19 protein-coding genes are annotated in these 23,168 nt (G+C 72.0%); 4 read left to right on the top strand and 15 right to left on the bottom strand.

Annotation, left to right across the window (positions count from 1 at the left end):
- Positions 1 to 54: 54 nt before the first annotated feature.
- The 15 genes from HA039_RS25670 to rsmH form a co-directional block, all read right to left on the bottom strand.
- Entirely contained in the window at positions 55 to 345 is a 291-nt protein-coding gene (locus HA039_RS25670) for a YggT family protein (protein ID WP_167033728.1), read from the bottom strand.
- Positions 346 to 436: 91 nt separating this feature from the next.
- Positions 437 to 1,048 carry a cell division protein SepF gene (locus tag HA039_RS25665; RefSeq protein ID WP_167033727.1) on the bottom strand — a complete coding sequence of 204 codons (612 nt, stop codon included), beginning with the start codon at positions 1,046 to 1,048 and terminating at the stop codon, positions 437 to 439.
- Positions 1,049 to 1,172: 124 nt separating this feature from the next.
- Positions 1,173 to 1,892, bottom strand: coding sequence for a YggS family pyridoxal phosphate-dependent enzyme (locus HA039_RS25660; protein ID WP_167033726.1), 720 nt, complete (start codon positions 1,890 to 1,892; stop codon positions 1,173 to 1,175).
- Positions 1,889 to 2,662 (bottom strand): peptidoglycan editing factor PgeF, encoded by a 774-nt coding sequence (gene pgeF, locus HA039_RS25655; RefSeq protein ID WP_167033725.1) that lies wholly within the window; start codon positions 2,660 to 2,662, stop codon positions 1,889 to 1,891. The genes HA039_RS25660 and pgeF overlap by 4 nt, the downstream gene beginning before the upstream one ends.
- On the bottom strand, positions 2,659 to 3,867 hold the full coding sequence (gene ftsZ / locus HA039_RS25650) for a cell division protein FtsZ (RefSeq protein ID WP_167033724.1): 1,209 nt from the start codon (positions 3,865 to 3,867) through the stop codon (positions 2,659 to 2,661). The genes pgeF and ftsZ overlap by 4 nt, the downstream gene beginning before the upstream one ends.
- Positions 3,868 to 4,142: 275 nt before the next feature.
- Positions 4,143 to 4,943, bottom strand: coding sequence for a cell division protein FtsQ/DivIB (locus HA039_RS25645; protein WP_167033723.1), 801 nt, complete (start codon positions 4,941 to 4,943; stop codon positions 4,143 to 4,145).
- A gap of 36 nt (positions 4,944 to 4,979) precedes the next feature.
- A complete protein-coding gene (murG, locus tag HA039_RS25640; RefSeq protein WP_167033722.1) occupies positions 4,980 to 6,074 on the bottom strand; it encodes an undecaprenyldiphospho-muramoylpentapeptide beta-N-acetylglucosaminyltransferase in 1,095 nt (364 codons plus the stop codon).
- 6 nt (positions 6,075 to 6,080) lie between these two features.
- On the bottom strand, positions 6,081 to 7,604 hold the full coding sequence (ftsW, locus tag HA039_RS25635; RefSeq protein ID WP_243869748.1) for a putative lipid II flippase FtsW: 1,524 nt from the start codon (positions 7,602 to 7,604) through the stop codon (positions 6,081 to 6,083).
- Positions 7,605 to 7,721: 117 nt separating this feature from the next.
- The gene (murD, locus tag HA039_RS25630) at positions 7,722 to 9,131 is read right to left on the bottom strand and encodes a UDP-N-acetylmuramoyl-L-alanine--D-glutamate ligase (RefSeq protein ID WP_167033721.1); all 1,410 of its coding nucleotides are present in this window, start codon (positions 9,129 to 9,131) and stop codon (positions 7,722 to 7,724) included.
- Positions 9,132 to 9,196: 65 nt separating this feature from the next.
- Positions 9,197 to 10,267, bottom strand: coding sequence for a phospho-N-acetylmuramoyl-pentapeptide-transferase (gene mraY, locus HA039_RS25625; RefSeq protein ID WP_167033720.1), 1,071 nt, complete (start codon positions 10,265 to 10,267; stop codon positions 9,197 to 9,199).
- The gene (locus HA039_RS25620) at positions 10,264 to 11,697 is read right to left on the bottom strand and encodes a UDP-N-acetylmuramoyl-tripeptide--D-alanyl-D-alanine ligase (RefSeq protein ID WP_167033719.1); all 1,434 of its coding nucleotides are present in this window, start codon (positions 11,695 to 11,697) and stop codon (positions 10,264 to 10,266) included. Before HA039_RS25620 ends, mraY begins: the two co-directional genes overlap by 4 nt.
- Positions 11,698 to 11,701: 4 nt before the next feature.
- On the bottom strand, positions 11,702 to 13,474 hold the full coding sequence (locus HA039_RS25615; RefSeq protein ID WP_167033718.1) for a UDP-N-acetylmuramoyl-L-alanyl-D-glutamate--2,6-diaminopimelate ligase: 1,773 nt from the start codon (positions 13,472 to 13,474) through the stop codon (positions 11,702 to 11,704).
- A gap of 59 nt (positions 13,475 to 13,533) precedes the next feature.
- Entirely contained in the window at positions 13,534 to 15,492 is a 1,959-nt protein-coding gene (locus HA039_RS25610) for a peptidoglycan D,D-transpeptidase FtsI family protein (protein WP_167033717.1), read from the bottom strand.
- 4 nt (positions 15,493 to 15,496) lie between these two features.
- Positions 15,497 to 16,069 (bottom strand): cell division protein FtsL, encoded by a 573-nt coding sequence (gene ftsL, locus HA039_RS25605; protein WP_167033716.1) that lies wholly within the window; start codon positions 16,067 to 16,069, stop codon positions 15,497 to 15,499.
- A complete protein-coding gene (gene rsmH, locus HA039_RS25600; RefSeq protein ID WP_167033715.1) occupies positions 16,066 to 17,022 on the bottom strand; it encodes a 16S rRNA (cytosine(1402)-N(4))-methyltransferase RsmH in 957 nt (318 codons plus the stop codon). Before rsmH ends, ftsL begins: the two co-directional genes overlap by 4 nt.
- Before the next feature lie 394 nt (positions 17,023 to 17,416).
- Here rsmH and HA039_RS25595 point away from each other — a divergent pair, with 394 nt between their 5' ends.
- The 4 genes from HA039_RS25595 to HA039_RS25580 all read left to right on the top strand — a co-directional run bounded on the left by HA039_RS25595 (position 17,417) and on the right by HA039_RS25580 (position 23,075).
- Positions 17,417 to 17,980, top strand: a complete 564-nt coding sequence (locus HA039_RS25595) for a beta-class carbonic anhydrase (protein ID WP_167033714.1) — start codon at positions 17,417 to 17,419, stop codon at positions 17,978 to 17,980.
- A 222-nt stretch (positions 17,981 to 18,202) separates the two neighbouring features.
- On the top strand, positions 18,203 to 19,249 hold the full coding sequence (locus tag HA039_RS25590; RefSeq protein WP_167033713.1) for an AAA family ATPase: 1,047 nt from the start codon (positions 18,203 to 18,205) through the stop codon (positions 19,247 to 19,249).
- Entirely contained in the window at positions 19,249 to 20,646 is a 1,398-nt protein-coding gene (locus tag HA039_RS25585) for a DUF58 domain-containing protein (RefSeq protein ID WP_167033712.1), read from the top strand. The genes HA039_RS25590 and HA039_RS25585 overlap by 1 nt, the downstream gene beginning before the upstream one ends.
- Positions 20,643 to 23,075 (top strand): transglutaminase TgpA family protein, encoded by a 2,433-nt coding sequence (locus tag HA039_RS25580; protein WP_167033711.1) that lies wholly within the window; start codon positions 20,643 to 20,645, stop codon positions 23,073 to 23,075. Before HA039_RS25585 ends, HA039_RS25580 begins: the two co-directional genes overlap by 4 nt.
- Positions 23,076 to 23,168 lie beyond the last annotated feature (93 nt).

Here is a 23,168-nt window from a genome sequence, read left to right as displayed (position 1 = left end):
TAGTCGTCGGCAGTCGGCAAGACCGTATCGTTCACATTCCCCTCACCAGGTCGCTCACGTCGCGAGATTGCTCACGACCGCGATGAGGATGTACACGATGATCATCAGAACGAAGAAGGACAGGTCGAGTGCCACGCCCCCGAGACGCAGCGGCGGAATGAACCGCCGCAGAAGCTTGAGCGGTGGATCGGTGACAGTGTAGGTGGCCTCCAGGACGACCACCATCGCCTTGCCGGGTTGCCACGAGCGGGCGAACTGGAAGACGTAGTCCATGACCAGCCGGAAAATAAGCACGACGAGGAAGCACACCAGAACGATGTAGATCACCTCTAGTGCGACGCCCATCCCGTGCTTCCCTCTCCCCTGGTTCTCCCGTTCCGGCCTTGCGACCGGATCGTTCCCGCCCTGCGACCGGGTCGTTCCCGGTGCCGTGTTCTCAGCTCTGGTTGAAGAATCCGCCCTCTGCGATGCGGGCCTTGTCCTCCGCCGTGACATCGACGTTAGCAGGAGACAGCAGGAACACCTTCTGCGTCACCCGTTCAATGCTGCCATGGAGACCGAAGACAAGACCCGCGGCAAAGTCGACAAGTCGCTTCGCGTCCGTGTCGTCCATCTCCGTCAGATTCATGATCACCGGCGTGCCCTCACGGAAGTGTTCCCCGATGGTACGGGCCTCGTTGTAGGTCCTCGGGTGCAGCGTGGTGATGCGGTAGGGCTCCCGCTCGGACACGACCTTGGGCATGATCACCGGTGCGTTCTTCTCCAGGCTCGGACGTTCAGGTGTGATGGATGCCACGGGGGCGATTCGCGCCGGACGTCCGCTTTCTACCGCTAGGGGCACCGGCTCGCGCTCGCGCTGCGCGGGTGGTTGGACCATCCGCACCGGTTCTTCCCGCTCCTGCTGGTGCACGGGCTGGTGGCGCCGGTGCTCCCGCTCGGGCTCCGGCTCGGGTTCGAAATCGTCGTCGGGGTCGAAGCCCCGGCCGTCGTACCCATCGTCCTCCACGAGGCCGAGGTAGACCGCCATCTTGCGCATCGCGCCGGCCATGCTCTGAGTCCTCCGCTCTGTGGTGGATCGGCCTCGTCACCAAGTGCCCGCGATCCACTGGGTCCACCCGTCTATCGGCGGGAATGACCATATTTTCTGCTGTGGTCCGACTTGCTTCGCGACGTTACCCGAGCCGAGGTCGGTCTCCGAGTATCGCCGTACCGACGCGTACATGTGTCGCTCCGGCCGTGACGGCTGCCTCGAGGTCCGCACTCATCCCTGCGGACACCATGTTCGCAGCCGGATGGTCCGCGCGCAGGCGGGATGAGAATTCCAGCAGCCGCTCGAACGCCTCCTGTTGCCGGCCCGCGTACGGCCCGGTCAGCGGCGCCACGGTCATCAGGCCGCCCGGCCGCAGTCCCGGCGCGTCCGCCAGCGCGGCGGCCAACTCCTCGATCGCGTCGGGCGCCGCGCCCCCTCTCGCCCCGCGCTCCCCGGACCCGGCGTCGAGCGCGACCTGGATCAGGCAGACGAGCTCGCGCTCCGCCCGGACCGCCGCGGCGGAGAGGGCGGAAACGAGCCTCACCCGGTCGACGGACTGCACGACATCGGCGTAACCCGCCACGGAACGGACCTTGTTCGTCTGCAACTGACCGACGAAGTGCCACGTCAACGACAGATCCTGACAGGCGGCGGCCTTGGGCGCGGCGTCCTGGTCGCGGTTCTCGGCGACCTCCCGCACCCCCAGCTCGTGGAGGATCCGGACGTCGCTCGCGGGGTAGGTCTTGGTGACCACGACGAGCGTCACCTCCTCCCGGGCCCGCCCGGCGGCGGCGCAGGCCCCGGCGATCCGGGCCTCCACCTTCGCGAGGTTCTCGGCGAGTTCCGTTCCGCGGTCCGTCATGCCGTCCCGTCCAGCCAGACATAGCCGGCGAGCCGGCCCGTGGTGCGGTCGCGGCGGTACGAGAAGTGGTCGCCCGACTCGCGTGTGCAGAAGTCCGAACGCCGCCGGTCCCGGATCCCGAGCGCGGCGAGCTGCGCGTGCACACCCTCGACGACGTCGACCGCCGGGGTGCCCCAGCTGGTCTCGGCCCAGGACTCCGGTACGACCGCGGCGACGTCGTCGCGCAGGGCCGCCGGGACCTCGTAGCAGCGTCCGCAGACCGCCGGTCCGGTGCGGGCGGTGATCCGGGACGGTTCGGCGCCGAGCGCGACCATGGCCTCGACGGCGGCGGGGACGACGCCCGCGACCAGACCGGGGCGGCCGGCGTGGGCGGCGGACGCGATCCCGGCGACCGGGTCGGCCAGCAGCACGGGCACGCAGTCCGCGGTGAGTACGGCGAGGGCGAGTCCGCCGCGCGCGGTGACCAGCGCGTCGACCGGCGGGATGTCCGGGAGGACGGCGGGGTCCGCGGCGGCGCCGTCACCGGCCGCGTGCCAGGGGCCGTCCACGACCGCGACCTCGCGGCCGTGCACCTGGTTCATCCAGACCACCCGGCCCGGATCGAGGCCCAGGGACTTCGCCGCCCGCTCGCGGTTGGTCCGTACGGCGGCCGGGTCGTCGCCGACCGCGCCGCCCAGATTGAGCTGTTCGTACGGAACGGCGCTCACCCCGCCCCACCTGTCGGTGAAGGCGAAGTGCGCGCCGCTCTCGGTGTCCTGCCGCTCTATCACTTCAAGAAGTCCGGAACATCCAGCTCTTCGACCTGGGTGTCCTGGTAGGGACGGGCCGGCGGGACGTGCGGCGAGCTGACGGGCGGGAGGGGCTTCTCGTTGACGGCCTGGGCCGGCTCCGGCTTGGCCGGGCTGTCGTCGCGCGGCGGGACCGTACCGAGTCCGCCGGTGGACCGGCCGCTGTCCGCGGACCGCGGCGGGGCCTGCGGCTCCTCGCGCTTGCCGGCGCCGAGCACGGTCTCGCGGCGCGTCGGCGGCTGTCCGCCGTCGAAGCCCGCCGCGATCACGGTGACCCGCACCTCGTCGCCCAGGGCGTCGTCGATGACGGCGCCGAAGATGATGTTGGCCTCGGGGTGGGCGGCCTCGCTCACGAGCTGCGCCGCCTCGTTGATCTCGAAGAGACCGAGGTCGGAGCCGCCGGAGATGGAGAGCAGCACGCCGCGGGCGCCGTCGATGGACGCTTCGAGCAGCGGCGAGGAGATCGCCATCTCGGCGGCGGCCACCGCGCGGTCGTCGCCGCGGGCCGAGCCGATGCCCATGAGCGCCGATCCCGCCTCGGACATGACGGACTTGACGTCGGCGAAGTCGAGGTTGATCAGACCCGGTGTGGTGATCAGATCGGTGATGCCCTGGACACCCGAGAGCAGCACCTGGTCGGCCGACTTGAAGGCGTCCAGCACGCTGACCTGACGGTCCGAGATGGACAGCAGCCGGTCGTTGGGGATGACGATGAGGGTGTCGACCTCTTCGCGGAGCTCGGCGATGCCGTCCTCCGCCTGGTTCGCGCGGCGGCGGCCCTCGAAGGTGAACGGGCGGGTGACCACGCCGATCGTGAGGGCGCCCAGCGAGCGCGCGATGGCGGCGACCACGGGCGCGCCACCGGTGCCGGTGCCGCCTCCCTCGCCTGCGGTGACGAAGACCATGTCGGCCCCCTTGAGGACCTCCTCGATCTCCTCACGGTGGTCCTCTGCCGCCTTGCGACCGACCGCCGGATTGGCTCCGGCGCCGAGGCCCCGGGTGAGTTCGCGGCCGACGTCGAGCTTGACGTCGGCGTCGCTCATCAACAGGGCTTGCGCGTCAGTGTTGATCGCGATGAACTCGACGCCCTTGAGACCGACCTCGATCATTCGGTTGATGGCATTGACACCACCGCCGCCGACACCGATGACCTTGATGACTGCGAGGTAGTTCTGCGGTGCTGCCACGTCGAAGGCCTCTCGCCTCGAGTTACGTGTCGTCGCTTCGCTGAAGTCGCGCTGCGAGACTGATGCCGATGGGACGGTCCGGAACGCCGACCCAAACCCTGACGTCGAAGTTCAGGGTTACCTGTGTGTCCGCTTCTTGGACTCTTCCGAACAGGACACTAAGTCGACAAGTGGCGCACGTTCAACGAACACGCCGAACCTCCCGTTTTTCTTTTCACCCTATGTGATCACCCATAGCGCTGACCAACCAGGGTGTTGGCCAGCACGTATGAGCGTCAACTCCTTGACGCGGCAGGCGCGGTAGGGGCACTCACGTCGAAGTGCCCCGCCCCGGGGGCGGCTTTCATGAGAGCGCTGAGCGCACGCGCCTTGGCCGCGCCGTCCTCGCCGCTTCCCCACATCACCGTACGTCCGCCGGTCAACTCCAGGGAGATGGAGTCGTACGAACGCACCCGGATCGCCCTGGTGTCGGCGGCGACTTTCCCGGGGAGTTCGCTTCTGACCTGTACGGCCTCGCCGGTCAGCCGGTCGGCCGGGAAGCGTGGTTGTCCCGTGGACCGTTCCACCGTCAATTTCAGGAGGGGCACGCCCTTCGGCGCCTTCCCGACGGTGGCGAAACGGGTTCCGCCCGAGTCCACTTCGATGAACTTTCCGCCCTTTTCGATCAGGAGGACCGGCTGCCTTTCGGTCACTTCCAGACCGATTCCGTGCGGCCACGACCGGGTCACCTCGACCGTGTCGATACGCGGCAGCCTCTGCCGGAGCCGCTCCCCGATCGCGCCGGTGTCGACGGAGACCAGCGGCGACCCGACCGGTACGGCCGCCGCCCGCTCCACCTCCGCGACGGTGAGCACGTCCGTGCCGGACGTGCTCACCGTCTCGACCCGCAGCCAGTGCGAGCCGTACAGCACCCAGGTCCCGCCGGCGACCAGCAGGAGGGTCCCGGCGGCCACCCCGATCAGTACGTACCGGCCCGGCAGCTGGAAGCGGCGGCCCGGCGGGGAGCCGTCCGGCCCGGAGCGGCCGGACTCCGCCTGCGCTCGCCCGTCCCGTTCGGCGGTCGTCGGTCCGGCCACGCTCCCTGCCTCCCTGATCGGGCGCCTCACGGCGCGCTACGCCTGCCGGCGTGCGGCAATCGCCTCGTACACCATGCCGACAAGCAGATCATCGGCATCCCGGCGGCCGAACTCGGCGGCCGCGCGGGACATCTCGTACAACCGGTGCGGGTCGGCGAGCACCGGCAGCACGTTGCCCTGCACCCACTGGGGCGTCAGTTCGGCGTCGTCGACGAGCAGTCCACCGCCCGCCTTCACCACCGGCTGGGCGTTGAGCCGCTGTTCGCCGTTGCCGATGGGCAACGGGACATAGGCGGCGGGCAGCCCGACGGCGGTGAGTTCGGCGACGGTCATCGCGCCCGCACGGCAGAGCATCATGTCCGCCGCCGCGTACGCGAGGTCCATCCGGTCCACATACGGTACCGGGACATAGGGCGGCATTCCGGGCATGTTGTCCACATGCGGCAATTCGTTCTTCGGGCCGACCGCGTGCAGGATCTGGATCCCGGAGCGCTGGAGCACCGGAGCGACCTGCTGCACCACCTCGTTGAGCCGGCGTGCGCCCTGCGAGCCGCCGGAGACGAGCAGCGTCGGCAGGTTGGGGTCGAGCCCGAAGGCCGCGCGCGCCTCGGGACGGACCCGGGCCCGGTCGAGGGTGGCGATCGTCCGGCGCAGCGGGATGCCGATGTACCGGGCGCCCCGGAGCTTGCTGTCCGGCGTGGAGACGGCGACCGCCGCCGCGTACCGCGAGCCGATCTTGTTGGCGAGGCCCGGCCTGGCGTTCGCCTCGTGGACGATGATCGGCACGCCCAGCCGCTTGGCGGCGAGGTAGCCGGGCAGCGCCACGTAGCCGCCGAAGCCGACGACGCAGTCGGCCTTGGTGCGCTCCAGGATCTGCTCGGCGGCCTTGATGGTGCCGCGGAGCCGTCCCGGGACGGTGATCAGCTCGGGGGTGGGGCGGCGCGGGAGCGGTACGGCCGGGATGAGCCCCAGCTCGTACCCCCGCTCGGGCACGAGCCTGGTCTCCAGGCCGCGCTCCGTGCCGAGGGCCGTGATCCCCACGGTGGGGTCCTGCCTGCGCAAAGCGTCCGCGAGGGCGAGCGCGGGCTCGATGTGGCCGGCGGTCCCCCCACCGGCGAGTACGACATGCACCGAAATTCACCGCTCTCCGGACGGACGCTTCTTGACGCGCCGTCTCATCGTCTTCCATCTCACCCCGGCCCGCTTCCTGCTGAAGACAGGCTGCCGCATGGCCAGCGCCGCCTTCGCGGCGGGATCGTCCCGAGCGAAGGCGATCAGCAGCCCGACGGCGAACATGGTCGGCAGCAGAGCCGATCCTCCGTAGGAGAACAGCGGCAGCGGGACTCCGGCGATCGGCAGCAGACCGAGCACCGCACCGATGTTGACCACGGCCTGGGCCGTGATCCACGTGGTGACACCTCCCGCGGCGTACCGCACGAAGGGGTCCTCCGTGCGTCCGGCCACGCGGATACCCGCATAGCCTAGAGCCGCGAACAGGGCGAGCACCGACAGCGTCCCCACCAGCCCCAGTTCCTCCCCGGTGACGGCGAAGATGAAGTCGGTGTGCGGTTCGGGAAGTTGGCCCCACTTTTCCACACTGGCGCCGAGCCCCGAACCGAACCATCCGCCGGAGGCAAGAGCATAGATGCCGTGCACGGCCTGGAAGCACTCGCCGTTGGGGCCGACGTCGATCGCCCCCACGCAGGAGAACCGGGACAACCGGTTCTCGTTGGTCTTGATCAGGACGAAGCCGACGACGCCCGCGAGGCCCAGCACCCCGCCGAACAGCCGGGTCGGCGCCCCGGCCAGCCACAGCAGGCCGAAGAGGATGGCGGTGAGGATGATCGCCGTACCCATGTCGCCGCCGAGCATGATCAGCCCGAGCAGCATGAAGGCGACGGGGACCAGCGGCACCAGCAGGTGCTTCCACTGCGAGAGCAGCCGCTTGTCCTGTTTGCGGGCGAGCAGGTCGGCGCCCCACAGGATCAGCGCCAGCTTGCCGAACTCACTGGGCTGGAGCTGGAAGGGGCCTCCTACGGAGAGCCAGTTCTGGTTGCCGTTGACGGACTGCCCTATCCCGGGGACCTGGACCAGGGCCATGAGGAAGACCGTGCCGACGAGCAGCGGGTAGGAGAAGGCGCGGTGGAGCTTGGCCGGCATGCGGGAGGCGACCAGCAGCAGGGCGGTGCCGATGGCGGCCGCGAAGAGCTGCTTGCGGAAGAAGTAGGCGCCGGGCAGCGACAGCTCCAGCGCCTTGATCATCGACGCGGAGTACACCATCACCAGTCCGAGGACGGTGATCAGCAGGCTGCTGCCGAGGATCAGGTAGTACGCGGTGAGCGGCCGGTCCCAGGTGCGCCGGGCCTGCTCGAACCTGCGCCTGATCCCGCCGCCGCGGGGCGGCCCGGGGACGCGGGGGCCGCTCCCCCTGCCGCGGGCGGCGGGGCGCCGTACGGGCGCTCCGGGGGCCTTGCCGCGCAGCGCGAGCCCGGGGAGCCGGGCGAGGGGCCCCCGTACCGCCAGGAACCCCGCTGCGGCCTTCGCGCCGGCGCCGGGTGCTGTTCCCGCGCCCCGCGCTCCCGCGAGGGCGGGAGCGCCCGTCAGGCCCGCTCCGCGCGGCGCGGGGCGCGGGTCCCGTCCCACGGTGTCGTCGGCCGGCATCGTCGCTGTCCCCTCCAGTCGTGCCTGGCGCGGCTGCCGGAGGTCCGAGGACCGCGGCTCGGGTGCCGCGGCCGGGTCCTCGGGACAGCTCGGCACGGCACCGGAGGGCCGGGCCGGTCAGGCGTGCTCGGCGGCGAGTGCGCGGACGGCGTCCGCGAACGCCTCGCCTCGCTTGTTGTAGTTGGTGAACATGTCCATCGAGGCGCAGGCGGGGGCCAGCAGTACGGTGTCCCCCGGCTGGGCGAGCCGTGCCGCTTCGCGGACCGCGGCGGACATCGCTCCAGTGTCGGTCCGGTCGAGGTCGACCACCGGGACTTCGGGGGCGTGTCGCGCGAGGGCTTCCCGGATCAGCGCACGGTCGGCGCCGATCAGGACGACCGCGCGCAGCCGCTTCGCCGCCCCGGAGACCAGGTCGTCGAAGGTCGCGCCCTTGGCGAGGCCGCCCGCGATCCAGACGATCGGGTCGTAGGCCGCCAGGGACGCTTCCGCGGCATGGGTGTTGGTCGCCTTGGAGTCGTCGATGTACGTGACGTCCCCGGCCGCGGGGACCCGTTCGATGCGGTGCGGGTCGGGGCGGAAGGCGCGCAGTCCGTCGCGTACGGCGGTGGGCGCGACGCCGAAGGCACGGGCGAGGGCGGCCGCCGCGAGGGCGTTGGCGATGTTGTGCGGGGCCGGCGGGTCCACGTCGGTGACGTGGGCCAGTTCCTGGGCCTGGTCGCGGCGGTTCTCCACGAAGGCGCGGTCGACCAGGATGCCGTCCACGACGCCGAGTTGGGAGGGGCCCGGGGTGCCGAGGGTGAAGCCGATCGCCCGGCAGCCCTCCTCGACGTCGGCGGCGCGGACGAGGTCCTCGGTCGCCGGGTCGGCCGCGTTGTAGACGCAGGCGATCCGGTTGCCCTCGTAGACGCGGCCCTTGTCGGCGGCGTACGCCTCCATGGAGCCGTGCCAGTCGAGGTGGTCGGGGGCGAGGTTGAGCACGGCGGCGGAGTGGGCGCGCACGCTCGGCGCCCAGTGCAGCTGGTAGCTGGAGAGTTCGACGGCGAGCACGTCGTAGGTCTCCTCGCCGGCCACGGCGTCCAGCAGCGAGACGCCGATGTTCCCGACGGCGGCCGTGCGCAGCCCCGCCGCCGTCAGGATCGAGGCGAGCATCCTGACGGTGGTCGTCTTGCCGTTGGTGCCGGTGACGGCGAGCCAGGGGGCCGCGTCGGGTCCCCGCAGCCGCCAGGCCAGCTCGACGTCGCCCCAGATCTCCACCCCGGCCGCCGCGGCGGCCGTGAACAGCGGCTTGTCGGGCCGCCAGCCGGGGGCGGTGACGATCAGTTCCGTACCGGCGGGGAGGGTGTCCCCGTCGCCGAGCCGGACCGTGACGCCCAGCTTCTCCAGCTCGGCGGCCTGGGTACGGGACCGTTCGTCGTCGCCGTCGTTGACGACGGTGACCTCGGCGCCGAGGCCGCGCAGCACCCGGGCCGCCGGGATCCCGGAGACTCCGAGACCCGCGACGGTGACCCGCTTGCCCTGCCAGTTCACGTGACCGCCTTGTTCATTCGTCCGCCCGGTTTCGCGTGCCGGGCGGGATCAGTTGCCGGACCGGATCACTTGTCCGCCGCCCAGCCCGCGTAGAAGAGGCCGAGGCCCACGATCACGCACATGCCCTGGATGATCCAGAAGCGGACCACGACAAGGACCTCGGACCACCCCTTGAGTTCGAAGTGGTGCTGGAGGGGAGCCATGCGGAAGACCCGCTTGCGGGTCATCTTGAAGGAGCCGACCTGGATCACGACGGACATCGTGATCAGGACGAACAGCCCGCCGAGGAGGGCGATCAGGAACTCCGTACGGGAGCAGATCGCGAGTCCCGCGAGGGCGCCGCCGAGCGCGAGCGACCCGGTGTCCCCCATGAAGATCTTGGCGGGCGAGGTGTTCCACCAGAGGAAGCCGAAGCAGGAGCCCATCAGCGCGGAGGCGACCACCGCGAGATCCAGTGGGTCGCGCACCTCGAAGCAGGCGTTGGGGTTGGTCAGGGTCACCGCGTTGGCACAGGACTCCTGGAACTGCCAGAGCCCGATGAACGTGTACGCGCCGAAGACCATCACGGACGCGCCGGTGGCCAGGCCGTCCAGACCGTCCGTCAGGTTCACGCCGTTGGACATCGCGAGAATCATGAACAGCGCCCAGACCACGAACAGCACCGGGCCGATCGACCAGCCGAAGTCCGTGACGAACGACAGCCTGGTGGACGCCGGGGTCAGTCCCTGGGTGTCGGCGAACTGGAGCGAGAGCACCGCGAAGGCGATGCCGACGATCAGCTGGCCCGCCATCTTGGCCTTGGCCCGCAGTCCCAGCGACCGCTGCTTCACGATCTTGATGTAGTCGTCGAGGAACCCGACCAGTCCCATCCCCGCCATCAGGAAGAGGACCAGCACACCCGAGAAGGTGGGGTTCTCGCCGGTGATCACCTTCGCCAGGGCGTAGGCGATCAGCGTGGCCAGGATGAAGGCGATGCCGCCCATGGTGGGCGTGCCCTTCTTGCTGCCATGGGTGCGCGGCCCGTCGTCCCGGATGAACTGCCCGTATCCCTTGCGGGCCAGGAGCTTGATCAGCAGCGGTGTGCCGATCAGGGTCAGGAAGAGCCCGATGGCTCCCGCGAAGAGGATCTGCCTCATCGGCCGGAGACCTCGCCCTCGGTGGTGCTCTCGAGGAGTGCCAGGGCGACCCTCTCAAGACCTGCCGACCTGGAAGCCTTCACCAGCACGACGTCTCCCGGACGCAGTTCACTGCGCAACAGATCGACCGCCGCCTGTGCGTCGGACACGTGCACCGACTCCTCACCCCACGAACCCTCGTTGTAAGCGCCCAGCCGCAGCCAGGACGCTTCCCTGCCCCCGACCGCCACGAGCTTGCTGACGTTGAGCCGGACGGCGAGCCGTCCGACCGCGTCGTGCTCGGCGAGCGATTCGTCCCCGAGCTCGGCCATCGGGCCGAGCACCGCCCAGGTACGCCCCCCTTCGGCCCGTGAGGCACCGCCCATGGCGGCCAGCGCACGGAGCGCGGCTCTCATGGATTCGGGGTTCGCGTTGTAGGCGTCGTTGACGATCGTCACGCCGTCCGAGCGCTCGGTGACCTCCATACGCCAGCGGGAGAGGGTTACCGCCTCCGAGAGCGCATCGGCGATCTCGTCGACGGACATGCCCAACTCATGGGCGACGGCGGCCGCGGCGAGCGCGTTCGACACGTGGTGCTCACCGTACAGCCGCAGCGTCACGTCCCTGCACCCGGAGGGTGTTCGAAGGCGGAACGCCGCCTGTCCGGTCGCTGTGAGGCGGACGTTCTCTGCCTGTACGTCTGCTTCGTCTGCCTCTCCGAAGAGGACGACGCGTGCTCGGGTACGGGAACTCATCGCGCGGACGAGGGGATCGTCGGCGTTGAGGACGGCCACTCCGCCCTCGGCGGCGGCGGGGAGGGACTCGACCATCTCGCCCTTCGCCAGGGCGATCCGCTCACGGCCGCCGAATTCGCCGATGTGGGCGGTGCCGACGTTGAGGACGAGGCCGATCCGGGGCGGGACGAGGCCGGTGAGGTAGCGGATGTCCCCGACGTACCGGGCGCCCATCTCCAGGACGAGGTAGCGGGTGTCCTCGACGGCGCGCAGGGCGGTGAGGGGCAGGCCGATCTCGTTGTTCAGGTTCCCGTCCGGCCAGACCGTGGGGCCCCGGCGCCGGAGCAGCTGGGCGATGAGGTCCTTGGTGCTGGTCTTGCCGGCGGAGCCGGTGAGCGCGACGGCGGTGGCGCCGAGGCGTTCGACGACGGTACGGGCGAGGGCGCCGAGGGCCTGGACGACGTCGTCGACGACGATCACGGGGACGCCGGGGAGGGGGCGGGTGGCCAGGACGGCCACCGCGCCGTCCTCGACGGCGCCGCGCGCGTAGTCGTGGCCGTCGACACGCTCGCCGGCGAAGGCGGCGAAGAGGCCGCCCTTCTCCACCGTGCGGGAGTCGATGACGACGGGTCCGGTGACCCGGACCTCCGGATCCGGTATGTCGTGCGACTGCCCGCCGACGATGGCGGCGATCTCGTTGAGGGAGAGGGCGATCACTGGGTCATCCCTGACTGTTGTTCTCGGGGCGGGGCTCCTCGCCGGCGGCGCCGCGGTCGGGCGCGCGGTCGAGGGAGCGTGCGATGGCGTCGCGCAGGACCAGGCGGTCGTCGAAGGGCCGTACCACCCCGGCGATGTCCTGGCCCTGCTCGTGGCCCTTGCCGGCGATCAGGACGGTGTCGTCGGCCCGGGCGCGGGCGACCGCGGTGGCGATGGCGGAGGCCCGGTCGGCGTCGACCAGGATGTCGCCGCGCTCGGCGGCGGGCACCGCGACGGCGCCCGCGAGCATGGCGGCGAGGATCGCGAGGGGGTCCTCGGAGCGGGGGTTGTCGGAGGTGAGGACGGCGGTGTCGGCGAGCCGGGCGGCGGCGGCGCCCATCGGCCCGCGCTTGGTCTCGTCGCGGTCGCCGCCGCAGCCGAGGACGAGGTGCACCTTGCCCTTGGTGACCTTGCGCAGGGAGCGCAGGACCGATTCGACGGCGTCCGTCTTGTGGGCGTAGTCGACGACGGCGAGGTACGGCTGTCCCGCGTCGACGCGCTCCAGCCGGCCCGGCACCCCGGGGACGGCGGCGACGCCGTCGGCGGCGGTCTGCGGGTCGATCCCGGCCGCGGCGAGGGTGGCGATCGCCGCGAGGGTGTTGGCGACGTTGAACGGCCCCGGCAGCGGCGCCGCGGCCCGTACCCGCTGCCCCTCGGGGCCGACGGCGGTGAACGTCGAGCCCTGGGAGCCGATCTCGACGTCCTCGGCGCGCCAGTCGGCCTCCTCGCGCCCCTCGGCGGAGAACGTGGTGACCGGGACGGTCGCCTCCGTGACGAGCCGGCGGCCGTACGTGTCGTCCAGGTTCACGACGCCGAGGCGGCTGCGCCGGGGGGTGAAGAGCTGTGCCTTGGCCTGGAAGTAGTCCTCCATGCCGGAGTGGAACTCCATGTGCTCCGGGCTGAGGTTGTTGAACACCGCGACGTCGAAGACACAGCCGTCGACCCGGCCGAGGACCAGGGCGTGGCTGGAGACCTCCATGGCGACCGACCCGACGCCGCGTTCGCGCATGACGGCGAAGAGGGCCTGGAGGTCGGTGGCCTCGGGGGTGGTGCGCTCGGACTTGATGCGCTCGTCCTCGATGCGCATCTCGACGGTGCCGATCAGGCCGGTCCGGTGGCCCGCCGCGCGCAGGCCGCCCTCGACGAGGTACGCCGTGGTGGTCTTGCCCGAGGTGCCGGTGATGCCGATCTGGAGCAGGTCCTCGCCGGGCCGCCCGTAGATCTCGGCGGCCAGCTCGCCCATGCGGGCCCGGGGGTCCGGGACGACCAGGACGGGCAGCCCGGTGGCGGCGGCGCGCTCGGCCCCCGCGGGGTCGGTCAGGACGGCCGCCGCGCCGAGTCCCGCGGCCTGGGCGGCGAAGTCGGCGCCGTGGACGCGGGCGCCGGGGAGGGCCGCGTACACGTCGCCGGGCCGGACCGCCCGCGAGTCGTGGGTGATGCCCGTCGCCTCACCGAGCGCCTCCCCGTGTCCCGGTGCGGGGCTCGGTGCGGGGCTCGGGGCCTCGGCGCCCAGCCGGACGGCGAGCTCGGCGAGGGAGGTGGGCCGGACCCGGTCCGGACGGGGCGCCCCCGGCTGGTTCACAGGGGCGTCCTCGGGGGCGGTTCTGTACTGATCAGCGTGTGGCACGGCGGTGAGCGTACCGGGCCCGGAGGGCCGCGGGCGAAGTGAGCGGTTCGTGCCGTCGGGGCCGTCGGGAGGGGTGGAACGGTTCCCGGGATCTGGGGTGATGGTTGTCACTGGGGCTTTCCCTGGGGTCACGCGCCGGGCGGCGACGGGCCGGCTGTGGGCCGGCCCGTCTAGAAGGTGACCGGCAGTCGGGCGGGGGCGGTTCCGGTCGGTGCGACCTGCAAGGTCTTGAGCGCGAACTCCATGACCTTCTTGTAGATGGGTCCGCAGATCTGGCCGCCGAAGTAGCTGCCCTTGGTCGGGTTCTGGATGGCGCAGTAGACGGTGATCCGCGGGTCGTCGGAGGGGGCGAACCCGGCGAAGGAGGCGGTGTAGCCCTTGTAGCGGCCCAGCTCGGGATCGACCCGGTTGGCCGTACCCGTCTTGCCCGCGACGCGGTAGCCGGGGATGCGGGCCTTGGTGCCGGTGCCCTCCTCGTTGCCGACGACCGACTCCAGCATGGTGGCGACGGTCTTGGCGGTCCTCTCGCTGACGACCCGGGTCTTCTTGGGGGCGGGCGCCGGGGTGAAGCGGCCGTCGGGGCCCTTCGCGCCGCGGATGAGGGTGGGCTCGATCCGTACGCCGCCGTTGGCGATGGTCGAGTAGACCGACGCGGCCTGCATGGCGTTGAGGGAGAGTCCCTGGCCGAAGGGGATGGTGAACTGCTGGGAGGTCGACCAGTCCTGCGGCTGGGCCAGGATGCCCTGGGTCTCCCCGGGGTAGTCCAGCCCGGTGGGCCGGCCGATGCCGAACTTGTGCAGGTACGAGTAGAGGACCTGGTTGGCCTTCGGCTGGGTCGGGCCGAGCTGCCCGGTCGCCAGGATGGTCCCGATGTTGCTGGACTTGGCGAGGACGCCGTTGAGCGTCAGGTGCCAGGTGGGGTGGTCGATGTCGTCCTTGAAGAGCCGGTCGCCGCGGTGCAGCCGGTTGGGGACGACGACGTGGGTCAGCGGGGTGGCCGCCCCCTCTTCCAGTACGGCGGCCATGGACATGATCTTGGCGGTGGAGCCGGGTTCGTACGCGTCCTGGAGCGCGGCGTTGCCCATGTCGGCCGCGTTGGCCTCGGAGAGGTCGTTCGGGTCGAAGCCGGGGGCGTTGGCCATGGCCAGCACCTCGCCGGTCCTGGTGTCCTGGACCACCACGTAGCCGCGGTCGGCCTTGGACTTCTGCACCTGGTCGGTGATGGCCTGCTGGGCGGCCCACTGGATGTCCCGGTCGATGGTCAGCTCGATGTCGGAGCCGGGCACGGCGGGCTTCTCGCGGGAGGTCGCGGTGGGCACCCGGTGGCCGCCGGACTGGGCGAAGGTGACCTGCCCGTCCTCGCCCGACAGTTGCTTGTCGAGCATGGACTCCACCCCGCCGGCGCCGTGGCCGGCGGCGTTGACGTACCCCAGTATCCCGGCGGCGAGGTCGCCGTTGGGGTAGACCCGTTTGCTGCTGGCCTCCTGGAAGACGCCGGACAGGACGCTGCTGCGCGCCCGGTCCGCGGGCACGCCCTGGTTGGCCTTGCTCGCCTTGCTGGCGAGGACGCTCTTGAGGTCCTTGATCTGGTTCCAGACCTGCGGGGTCTGGCGGCGGGCCAGCACGGCGTAGCGGGACTTGGGGGTCTTGAGCTTCTTGATCAGGTCGCCGGTGTCGACGCCGAGGATCGGGGCGAGGAGCGCGGCGGCCTGTTCGGGGGCGTCGGGGACCCTGGTGGAGTCGGGGGTGAACATCAGCGGGTCGGCGGTGATGTCGTAGGCGTCGACGCTGTCGGCGAGGGCGATCCCGGAGCGGTCGGTGATCTCGCCGCGCTCCGCGTCCAGGGTGTGGCTGAGGTAGCGGCTCTTCTCGGCCTTGGCGGCGTACGCGCGGGCGTCGACGGCCTGCACCTGGAGCAGCCGCACGACGAACACCAGCATCACGAGGGTGAGGCCGAGGCTGACCAGGCGCAGCCGGGGGCGGGGGTTGCCGAGCCTGATCCGGTTGGCCGGGCGGGCGCCGGCGCGGCGGCGGGGCGGGGCGGGGCGGCCGGTGGGGCGGGGGCGCGGGGCGTTCCCGGTCCTGGCGGGGCCGGGGACCCGGCGGCGCGGTGGTTCCTTGGGGGGCACTGCGTCACCTGCCGGAGGTCGTCGGGGCGGGGTCGCCGGGGGTCGGCACGGGCGCGGAGGCCGCGGGATCCCGGGGGGCTTCGGTGGCGGTGGCGGACGGGTCCGCGGCGGAGGCGGCGGGCGACGGCAGGGGTACGGGCACGGTGGAGCCGGGCGGCGGGCTCGCGGGCGGCGGCTGCTCCAGGACCGAGGGCCGTACCGGGGGCAGCGCCTCGGCCTGCTCGGGGACGCCGCGGACGCTCCCGTCCGGGTTGAGGAAGGCGGGGTTGCCGCCGGGGACCATGCCCAGTTCGCGGGCCCGGCGGCCGAGGGCGTCGGGCGCGGAGTGGTCGTCGACGTCCCGTTGCAGCGCCTGTTGCTCGTCGGTGAGGTCGGTGGTCTGCTTCTTGAGCTCGCTGAGGCGGAACGAGCCCTCGTTGAGGGAGGAGTTGAGGAGCAGCAGGGTGATCAGGCCGCCGCCGAGGAGCAGGACGACCAGCAGGACGAAGGGGGTACGGGCCGCCGAGGTGGCCCCGGCGGGCATCATCCGGGCGAGCCGTGCGGCGCGCCCCTTCAACTGCTTGGCCGGTCCGGTCACGACACGTCCTCCCGGATCCTCTCCGCCCCCCGCAGCCGGGCGGAGGCGGAGCGGCGGTTGTCGGCGATCTCCTCCTCCGTGGGGAGTTCCGCGCCGCGGGTGAGGAGTTTGAGGCGGGGCTGGTAGCGCTCGGGGACGACGGGCAGTCCGGGGGGCGCGGTGGTGGCGGCGCCGGCCGCGAAGACCTGTTTGACGACCCGGTCCTCCAGCGACTGGTAGGAGAGGACGGCGATCCGGCCGCCGACGTCGAGCGCCCTGACGGCGGCGGGCAGTGAGGACTCCAGTGCGGAGAGTTCGCCGTTGACCTCGATGCGCAGGGCCTGGAAGGTGCGCTTGGCCGGGTTGCCGCCGGTGCGCATGGCGGCCTGCGGCAGGGCGTCGCGGATGAGGGCGACGAGCCGGGCGCTCTTGGTGAAGGGTTCCTTCTCGCGTTCCTTGACGACCGCGGAGACGATCCGCTTGGCCTGCTTCTCCTCGCCGTACGCGCGCAGGATCCGGACCAGCTCGCCGGGCGGGTAGGTGTTGAGGACCTCGGCGGCGCTGATGCCGGCCGACTGGTCCATCCGCATGTCGAGCGGGGCGTCGTGGGCGTACGCGAAGCCGCGCTCGGCCTCGTCCAGTTGCATGGAGGAGACGCCGAGGTCGAAGAGGACGCCCTGGACCTTGGGGATGCCCAGCCGGTCGAGGACGTCGGGGAGTTCGTGGGAGACGGCGTGGACGAGCGTGGCGCGGTCGCCGTAGGGGGCGAGCCGTTCGCCGGAGAGCCGGAGGGCTTCCTTGTCGCGGTCCAGCGCGACCAGCCGGACGGCCGGGAACGCGGTGAGCAGCGCCTCGCTGTGGCCGCCGAGGCCCAGGGTGCCGTCGACGACGACGGCGCCGGGGCGGTCGAGGGCGGGGGCCAGCAGGTCCAGGCACCGCTGGAGCATCACCGGTACGTGTCGGGCCTGGTTCATGCGCCCCTCTCAGATCCGGTGCGGCCGGTACGTACGGCCGGTTCCCGCCCGCCCGGGAGGGGAGGTCCGCCGGCGCCGGGAGGGGCGTCGGCGGCTCCGGCCGAGCCGGCGGGAGGGGGCCGAGCCGCACGTACGCCGCACACGCGGGGGAAATCGGGATGTCTTCGGAAGGTGTCCGTGAACTTCGCGTCACTTTAGTCCACTCGCCCTTCCGGTCAATCAACCGGCTGGCGCGTCGCGCGGGCCACTCACCACAGCGCCGCAAATACCGCGGATCACCCCATCGGGCTACGGGGGCAGGCCCATGTGGGGTAGCTCACATCCAGCCACGTTGACGGTCTTTGTTCTGTCTTGGGGCGAGCCTCGACGGGCTGTGACCATTACCGTCTTACGTATGTCGACTTCCGCACACCTCCCCGCAGAGCCTTCCGTAGCTCCCGCCGGCGCGGCCCGCACCGGCGGGACGGTCACGGACCGGCTCATCGACGCCAACCACCAGTACGCCGACGCGTTCAGCGATCCCGGCATGGACGCCCGCCCGGTGCTGCGCGTCGCCGTGGTCGCCTGCATGGACGCCCGGCTCGACCTGCACTCCGCGCTGGGCCTCTCGCTCGGCGACTGCCATACCATCCGCAACGCGGGCGGCGTGGTCACCGACGACGTCATCCGTTCGCTGACCATCAGCCAGCGGGCCCTCGGTACGCGTAGCGTCGTCCTCATCCACCACACCGGCTGCGGCCTGGAGAGCCTCACCGAGGAGTTCCGGCACGACCTGGAGATGGAGGTCGGCCAGCGGCCGGCCTGGGCGGTCGAGTCGTTCCGCGACGTGGACCAGGATGTACGGCAGTCGATGCGGCGCGTCCGTACCTCGCCGTTCCTGGTGCACACGGACGACATCCGCGGGTTCGTCTTCGACGTGAAGACGGGTCTCCTGCGGGAGATCGAAACCTCCGACTGAGTCCCGTAAACCCCCTCAACTGTCGTCGTCCCGGCCCTCAATCCCGGCAAAGCCGACGTATCCCACCCACTTATCCACAGGCGAGTGACACGAAGCGGTAACGGCAACAAGAATGCGTGTGTGACGGCGCACCGGAACCATCCGGGGGCGGCGTCCGTATTTCGAGGTGGGCCGGGCCGTCTGTCGAGCGCCGGCCCGTATGAACGGGCCGAGGAGGGCCGGGTGACGACCTATGACGATCGAGCGAGCCTCACTGATCTGACCACCACAGCGGAGCGTGTGCGCGCATCGGTGGAAGGTGTGATCGAGGGCAAGCCTGAGGTCGTACGGCTTTCGCTGACCGTGCTCCTCGCCGAGGGACATCTTCTGATCGAGGATGTCCCCGGCGTGGGCAAGACGATGCTCGCGAAGGCGCTCGCGCGCTCCATCGACTGTTCGGTGCGGCGTATCCAGTTCACTCCCGACCTGCTGCCGTCGGACATCACCGGGGTGTCCATCTACGACCAGCAGCGGCGGGAATTCGAGTTCAAACCGGGGGCGATCTTCGCGCAGATCGTGATCGGCGACGAGATCAACCGCGCCTCGCCCAAGACCCAGTCGGCGCTGCTGGAGTCCATGGAGGAGCGGCAGGTCACCATCGACGGGCATTCGTACGAACTGCCCAGCCCGTTCATGGTGGTGGCCACGCAGAACCCGGTGGAGATGGAGGGCACGTATCCACTCCCCGAGGCGCAGCGCGACCGCTTCATGGCCCGGGTGTCGATCGGCTACCCCAGCGCGGAGGCCGAGTTGCAGATGCTGGACATCCACGGCGGGATCTCGCCGCTGGACGACCTCCAGCCGGTGGCGCACGCGCACGACATCGTGAAGCTGATCGAGGCGGTGCGCGGCGTGCACGTCGCCGAGTCGGTGCGGCGGTACGCGGTGGAGCTGGTCGGCGCGACCCGTAACCACCCGGACCTGAGACTGGGCGCGTCGCCGCGCGCCACGCTCCACCTGCTGCGGGCGGCGAAGGCGTCGGCCGCGCTGAGCGGGCGGGACTACGCGCTGCCCGACGACGTGCAGGCCCTGACGGTGGCCGTGCTGGCGCACCGTCTGCTGCCCACGGCCCAGGCGCAGTTGAACCGCCGGACCGCGGAGCAGGTCGTGCTGGAGATCCTCCAGCGCACGCCCGTACCCACCGCGGACGGCGGCCTGGCCACGGGGGGACGCCCGGTGGTGCCGGGCGCCCCGCTCTACGGCCAGCAGCCCGGCGCCCGGCGGCTGTGATGGGACATGGGGGGCCGGACGCGCCGGCCACCCAGGCCGCCCCGGCCGCCCCGGACCTCGACGACTCGGGCGGCCTGCGGGCCGCCCTGTCCGGGCTGACGACGCGCGGGCGCTCGTTCTTCGCTGCCGGGATCGCCGCGGCGGTGTGCGCCTACGTCCTCGGCCAGTCGGACCTGCTGCGGGTGGGGCTGCTCCTCGCCGTGCTGCCGCTGATCTGTGTGGGGGTGCTGTACCGCACCCGCTACCGGGTCGCGGCCGGCCGGCAGCTGTCGCCCTCGCGGGTGCCCGCGGGCTCGGAGGCCCGGGTGCGTCTGCGCATGGACAACGTGTCGCGGGGCCCGACCGGTCTGCTGATGCTCCAGGACCACGTGCCGTACGTGCTCGGCCCGCGCCCCCGGTTCGTCCTGGACCGGGTGGAGTCGGGCGGCCGGCGCGAGGTGTCCTACCGGGTCCGTTCCGACCTGCGCGGCCGCTATCCGCTCGGGCCGCTCCAGCTGCGGCTGAGCGACCCGTTCGGGATGTGCGAGCTGACCCGCTCGTTCAGCGCGTACGACACCCTCACCGTCATCCCCCGCACCGAACCGCTGCCCGCGGTACGGCTCGCGGGCGAGGCGGCGGGGTACGGCGAGGGGCGCAACCGGTCGCAGGCGCTGGCCGGCGAGGACGACGTCATCCCGCGCGGCTACCGGCACGGCGACGACCTGCGCCGGGTCCACTGGCGCTCCACCGCGCGGTACGGCGAGCTGATGGTCCGCAGGGAGGAGACCCCGCAGCGGGCCAGGTGCACGGTGCTGCTGGACACCCGGCGGGTCGGCTTCCTGGGCGCGGGACCCGACTCGGCCTTCGAGTGGGCGGTGTCGGGCGCGGCCTCCGCCCTGGTGCACATGCTGGAGCGGGGCTTCGCCGTCCGGCTCCTGACCGACACCGGCAGTTCGGTGCCGGGTGAGGGCTCCGACGGCTTCGCCGGGGCCACCCAGGGGTCCGCCGACTCGGCGGGCCTGATGATGGACACCCTCGCGATCGTCGACCACTCCGACGGGGCGGGCCTCTCCCGCGCGTACGACGTGCTGCGCGGCAGCACCGAGGGCCTGCTGCTCGCCTTCTTCGGCGACCTGGACGAGGAGCAGGCCGCCATCGCGGCCCGGATGCGGCAGCGCAGCGGCGCGGCCGTCGCGTTCGTCCTCGACAGCTCCGGCTGGGCGCAGGGCGCGCCCGGCCACGCCGGGGACGCCGAGCGGGTCGAGAAGCGGCTGCGGCAGCTGCGGGAGGCCGGCTGGACCGCCCTCCTGGTGCCCGCCGGGACGGCGTTGGCCGACCTGTGGCACCAAGCGGCCCACAACCGCGTGGAATCGACCGTCACCGGCGGTTCGAACGGATTCTCCGGAGGATGGTCATGAGCGGTCGCGGAAGGCTGGCGCTGTGCGCCTTCGCCGCCACGCTGATGGCGGCGGGCGCCCTGCTGCCGCTGGTCGAACCGGCCACGTGGCTGCTCCAGGCCGCCGTGATGGTGGCGGTCGTCGGCGTCACGGGCGCGCTGTGCCGGCGGGTGCCGCTGGCCAGGCCGCTCACCGTGGCGCTCCAGGCGCTGGTGACGCTGCTCATGCTGACGGTGGTCTTCGCCGGACAGCAGGCGTTCCTCGGCCTCCTGCCGACCCCGGACGTCATCTCCCGCTTCGGCGCGCTGCTGAGCGCGGGCGGTGACGACGTCGGGCGCTTCGCGATACCGGCGCCGGCGACCGACGGCATCCGGCTGATGCTCGTCGGCGGCGTGGTCGTCATCGGGCTGGCCGTGGACGCGCTCGCGGTGACGTTCCGCAGCGCGGCCCCGGCCGGGCTGCCGCTGCTGGCGCTGTACTCGGTGGCGGCCGGGCTCTCCGGCGGGGCCGGCGGCGCCTGGTGGTTCCTGCTCGCCGCGTGCGGGTATCTGCTGCTGCTCCTGGCCGAGGGCCGGGACCGGCTGTCCCAGTGGGGCCGGGTCTTCGGCGGCACCCCGCGGACGGGGCGGCTGCCCGGCGGGGAGGCGGCCGGCGCGGGCGCGCCGCCACCGATCCGTACCGGACGCAGGATCGGCGTCGTCGCGCTCGGGGTGGCCCTGGTGGTCCCGCTGGCCCTGCCCGCCCTCGACGGCGGCCTGTTGGCCGGCACCGGCGGCGGGACCGGTTCCGGACCGGGCGGCGGAGGCACCATCTCGGCGGTGAACCCGCTGGTGTCGCTCCAGGACAACCTGAACCAGCCCGAGGACCGCGAGGCGCTGAGCTACCGGACGAACGCGCCCGACACGCAGAACATGTACCTGCGGATCATGGCGCTCGACAAGTTCGACGGCACCTCCTGGCGGTTCTCGCAGCGCAGCATCGAGGACGTGCCGGACGAGCTGCCGACCCCGCCGGGGCTGGACTCGGACGTCCGTACCACCGAGGTCACCACCACGATCTCGGCCGCCCCCTGGTACCGGCAGGACTACCTGCCGATGCCGTACCCGGCGACCAAGGTCGACATCGACGGACGCTGGCGCTACGAGCCCACGGGCCGGACGCTGGTGGGCGAGAACGGCCAGTCGACCCGCGGTGAGCGGTACAAGGTCAGCAGCCTGCTCGTCGAGCCGACCCGCGAGCAGCTCGCCTCGGCGCCCCCGGCCCCGGCGGCCCTGCGCCGGGAGTACACCCAGGTGCCGCGCAACCTGCCGGCCGTGGTCGAGAACACCGCGAAGAAGGTCACGTCGGGCTCGGCGAACGACTACGAGAGGGCCGTCAAGCTCCAGGACTGGTTCGCCGTGGACGGCGGGTTCACCTACGACACCCAGGTCGACTCCGGCACCGGGATCACCGCGATCACGCGCTTCCTGAAGAACAAGGAAGGCTTCTGCGTCCACTTCTCCTTCACGATGGCCGCGATGGCCCGCACGCTCGGGATCCCGGCCCGGGTCGCGGTCGGCTTCACGCCCGGTACGGCCCAGCCGAACGGGACCGTGTCGGTGGGACTGCGCGACGCGCACGCCTGGCCCGAGCTGTACTTCGAGGGCGTGGGGTGGACCCGGTTCGAGCCGACGCCGAGCCGGGGCAGCACCCCCGACTACACCCGCCCCGAGGCGCCTTCGGGCAGCGCGAGCGACCCCCAGCTCCCGGACTCCACGACCTCGGCCGCGCCGTCCACGGAGCCGTCGGCCTCGCAGAGCTGCGACGCGCAGGCGCGGCGGCTGGACGGGTGCGGCTCGGTCGCCCCGGGCGCCGCGGTGACCCCGGACGACCCCGAGAGCCCCTGGTGGTCGGGGGTGGGGGTGGCCGCCCTGTGGCTGGCCGCCGTGGTGGTCCTCCTGCTGCCGTTCCTGCCGCTGCTGCGGCGGCGCGGGCTGCGGGCCCGGCGACTGGGCTCGGCGGGGCGTACGGAAGCGGACGCCTTCGCGCGGACGCTCGCGGCGTGGCGTGAAATCACCGATACGGCGTGGGACTACGGCATTACGCCGGACGATTCGCGGACCCCGCGGAAGGCGGCCGAGCGGATCGTGCGGGAAGGACGCCTGGAGCCGGGGGCGGCGCAGGCCGTGCACCGGCTGGCCGGCGCGGTGGAGCAGGTGCTGTACGCACCGGTACCCCGGGCGGGTACGGGGCTGGCCGAGGACGTCCGCCTGGTGCACGAGGGCCTGCACGCCCCGGCGGGGCGCGCGGCGCGGCTGCGCGCGCTCCTCGCTCCGCGCTCCTCCATTCGGGTGATCTGGGCGCTTTCGGAGCGGTGGACGGTTCTCGTGGACCGCTGGTCCGCCCACCGCCTCCATCCGTCCCGCTGGGCGGACACGATCCGCCGCCGCCCCTCCCGCCAGGGGGGCTGAGGGGCCGGGGCGGCGCGGACCGGGTGACGGATCGGCTCACGGATCAGCTCACGACATGAAGGAGGGGCGGACGCGTCACGCGTCCGCCCCTCC

Source organism: Streptomyces liangshanensis (genome assembly GCF_011694815.1).
Taxonomy (GTDB): Bacteria; Actinomycetota; Actinomycetes; order Streptomycetales; family Streptomycetaceae; genus Streptomyces; species Streptomyces liangshanensis.
Note: the sequence above shows the minus strand (reverse complement) of the source record. Positions and strands in the feature narration are given on the sequence as shown.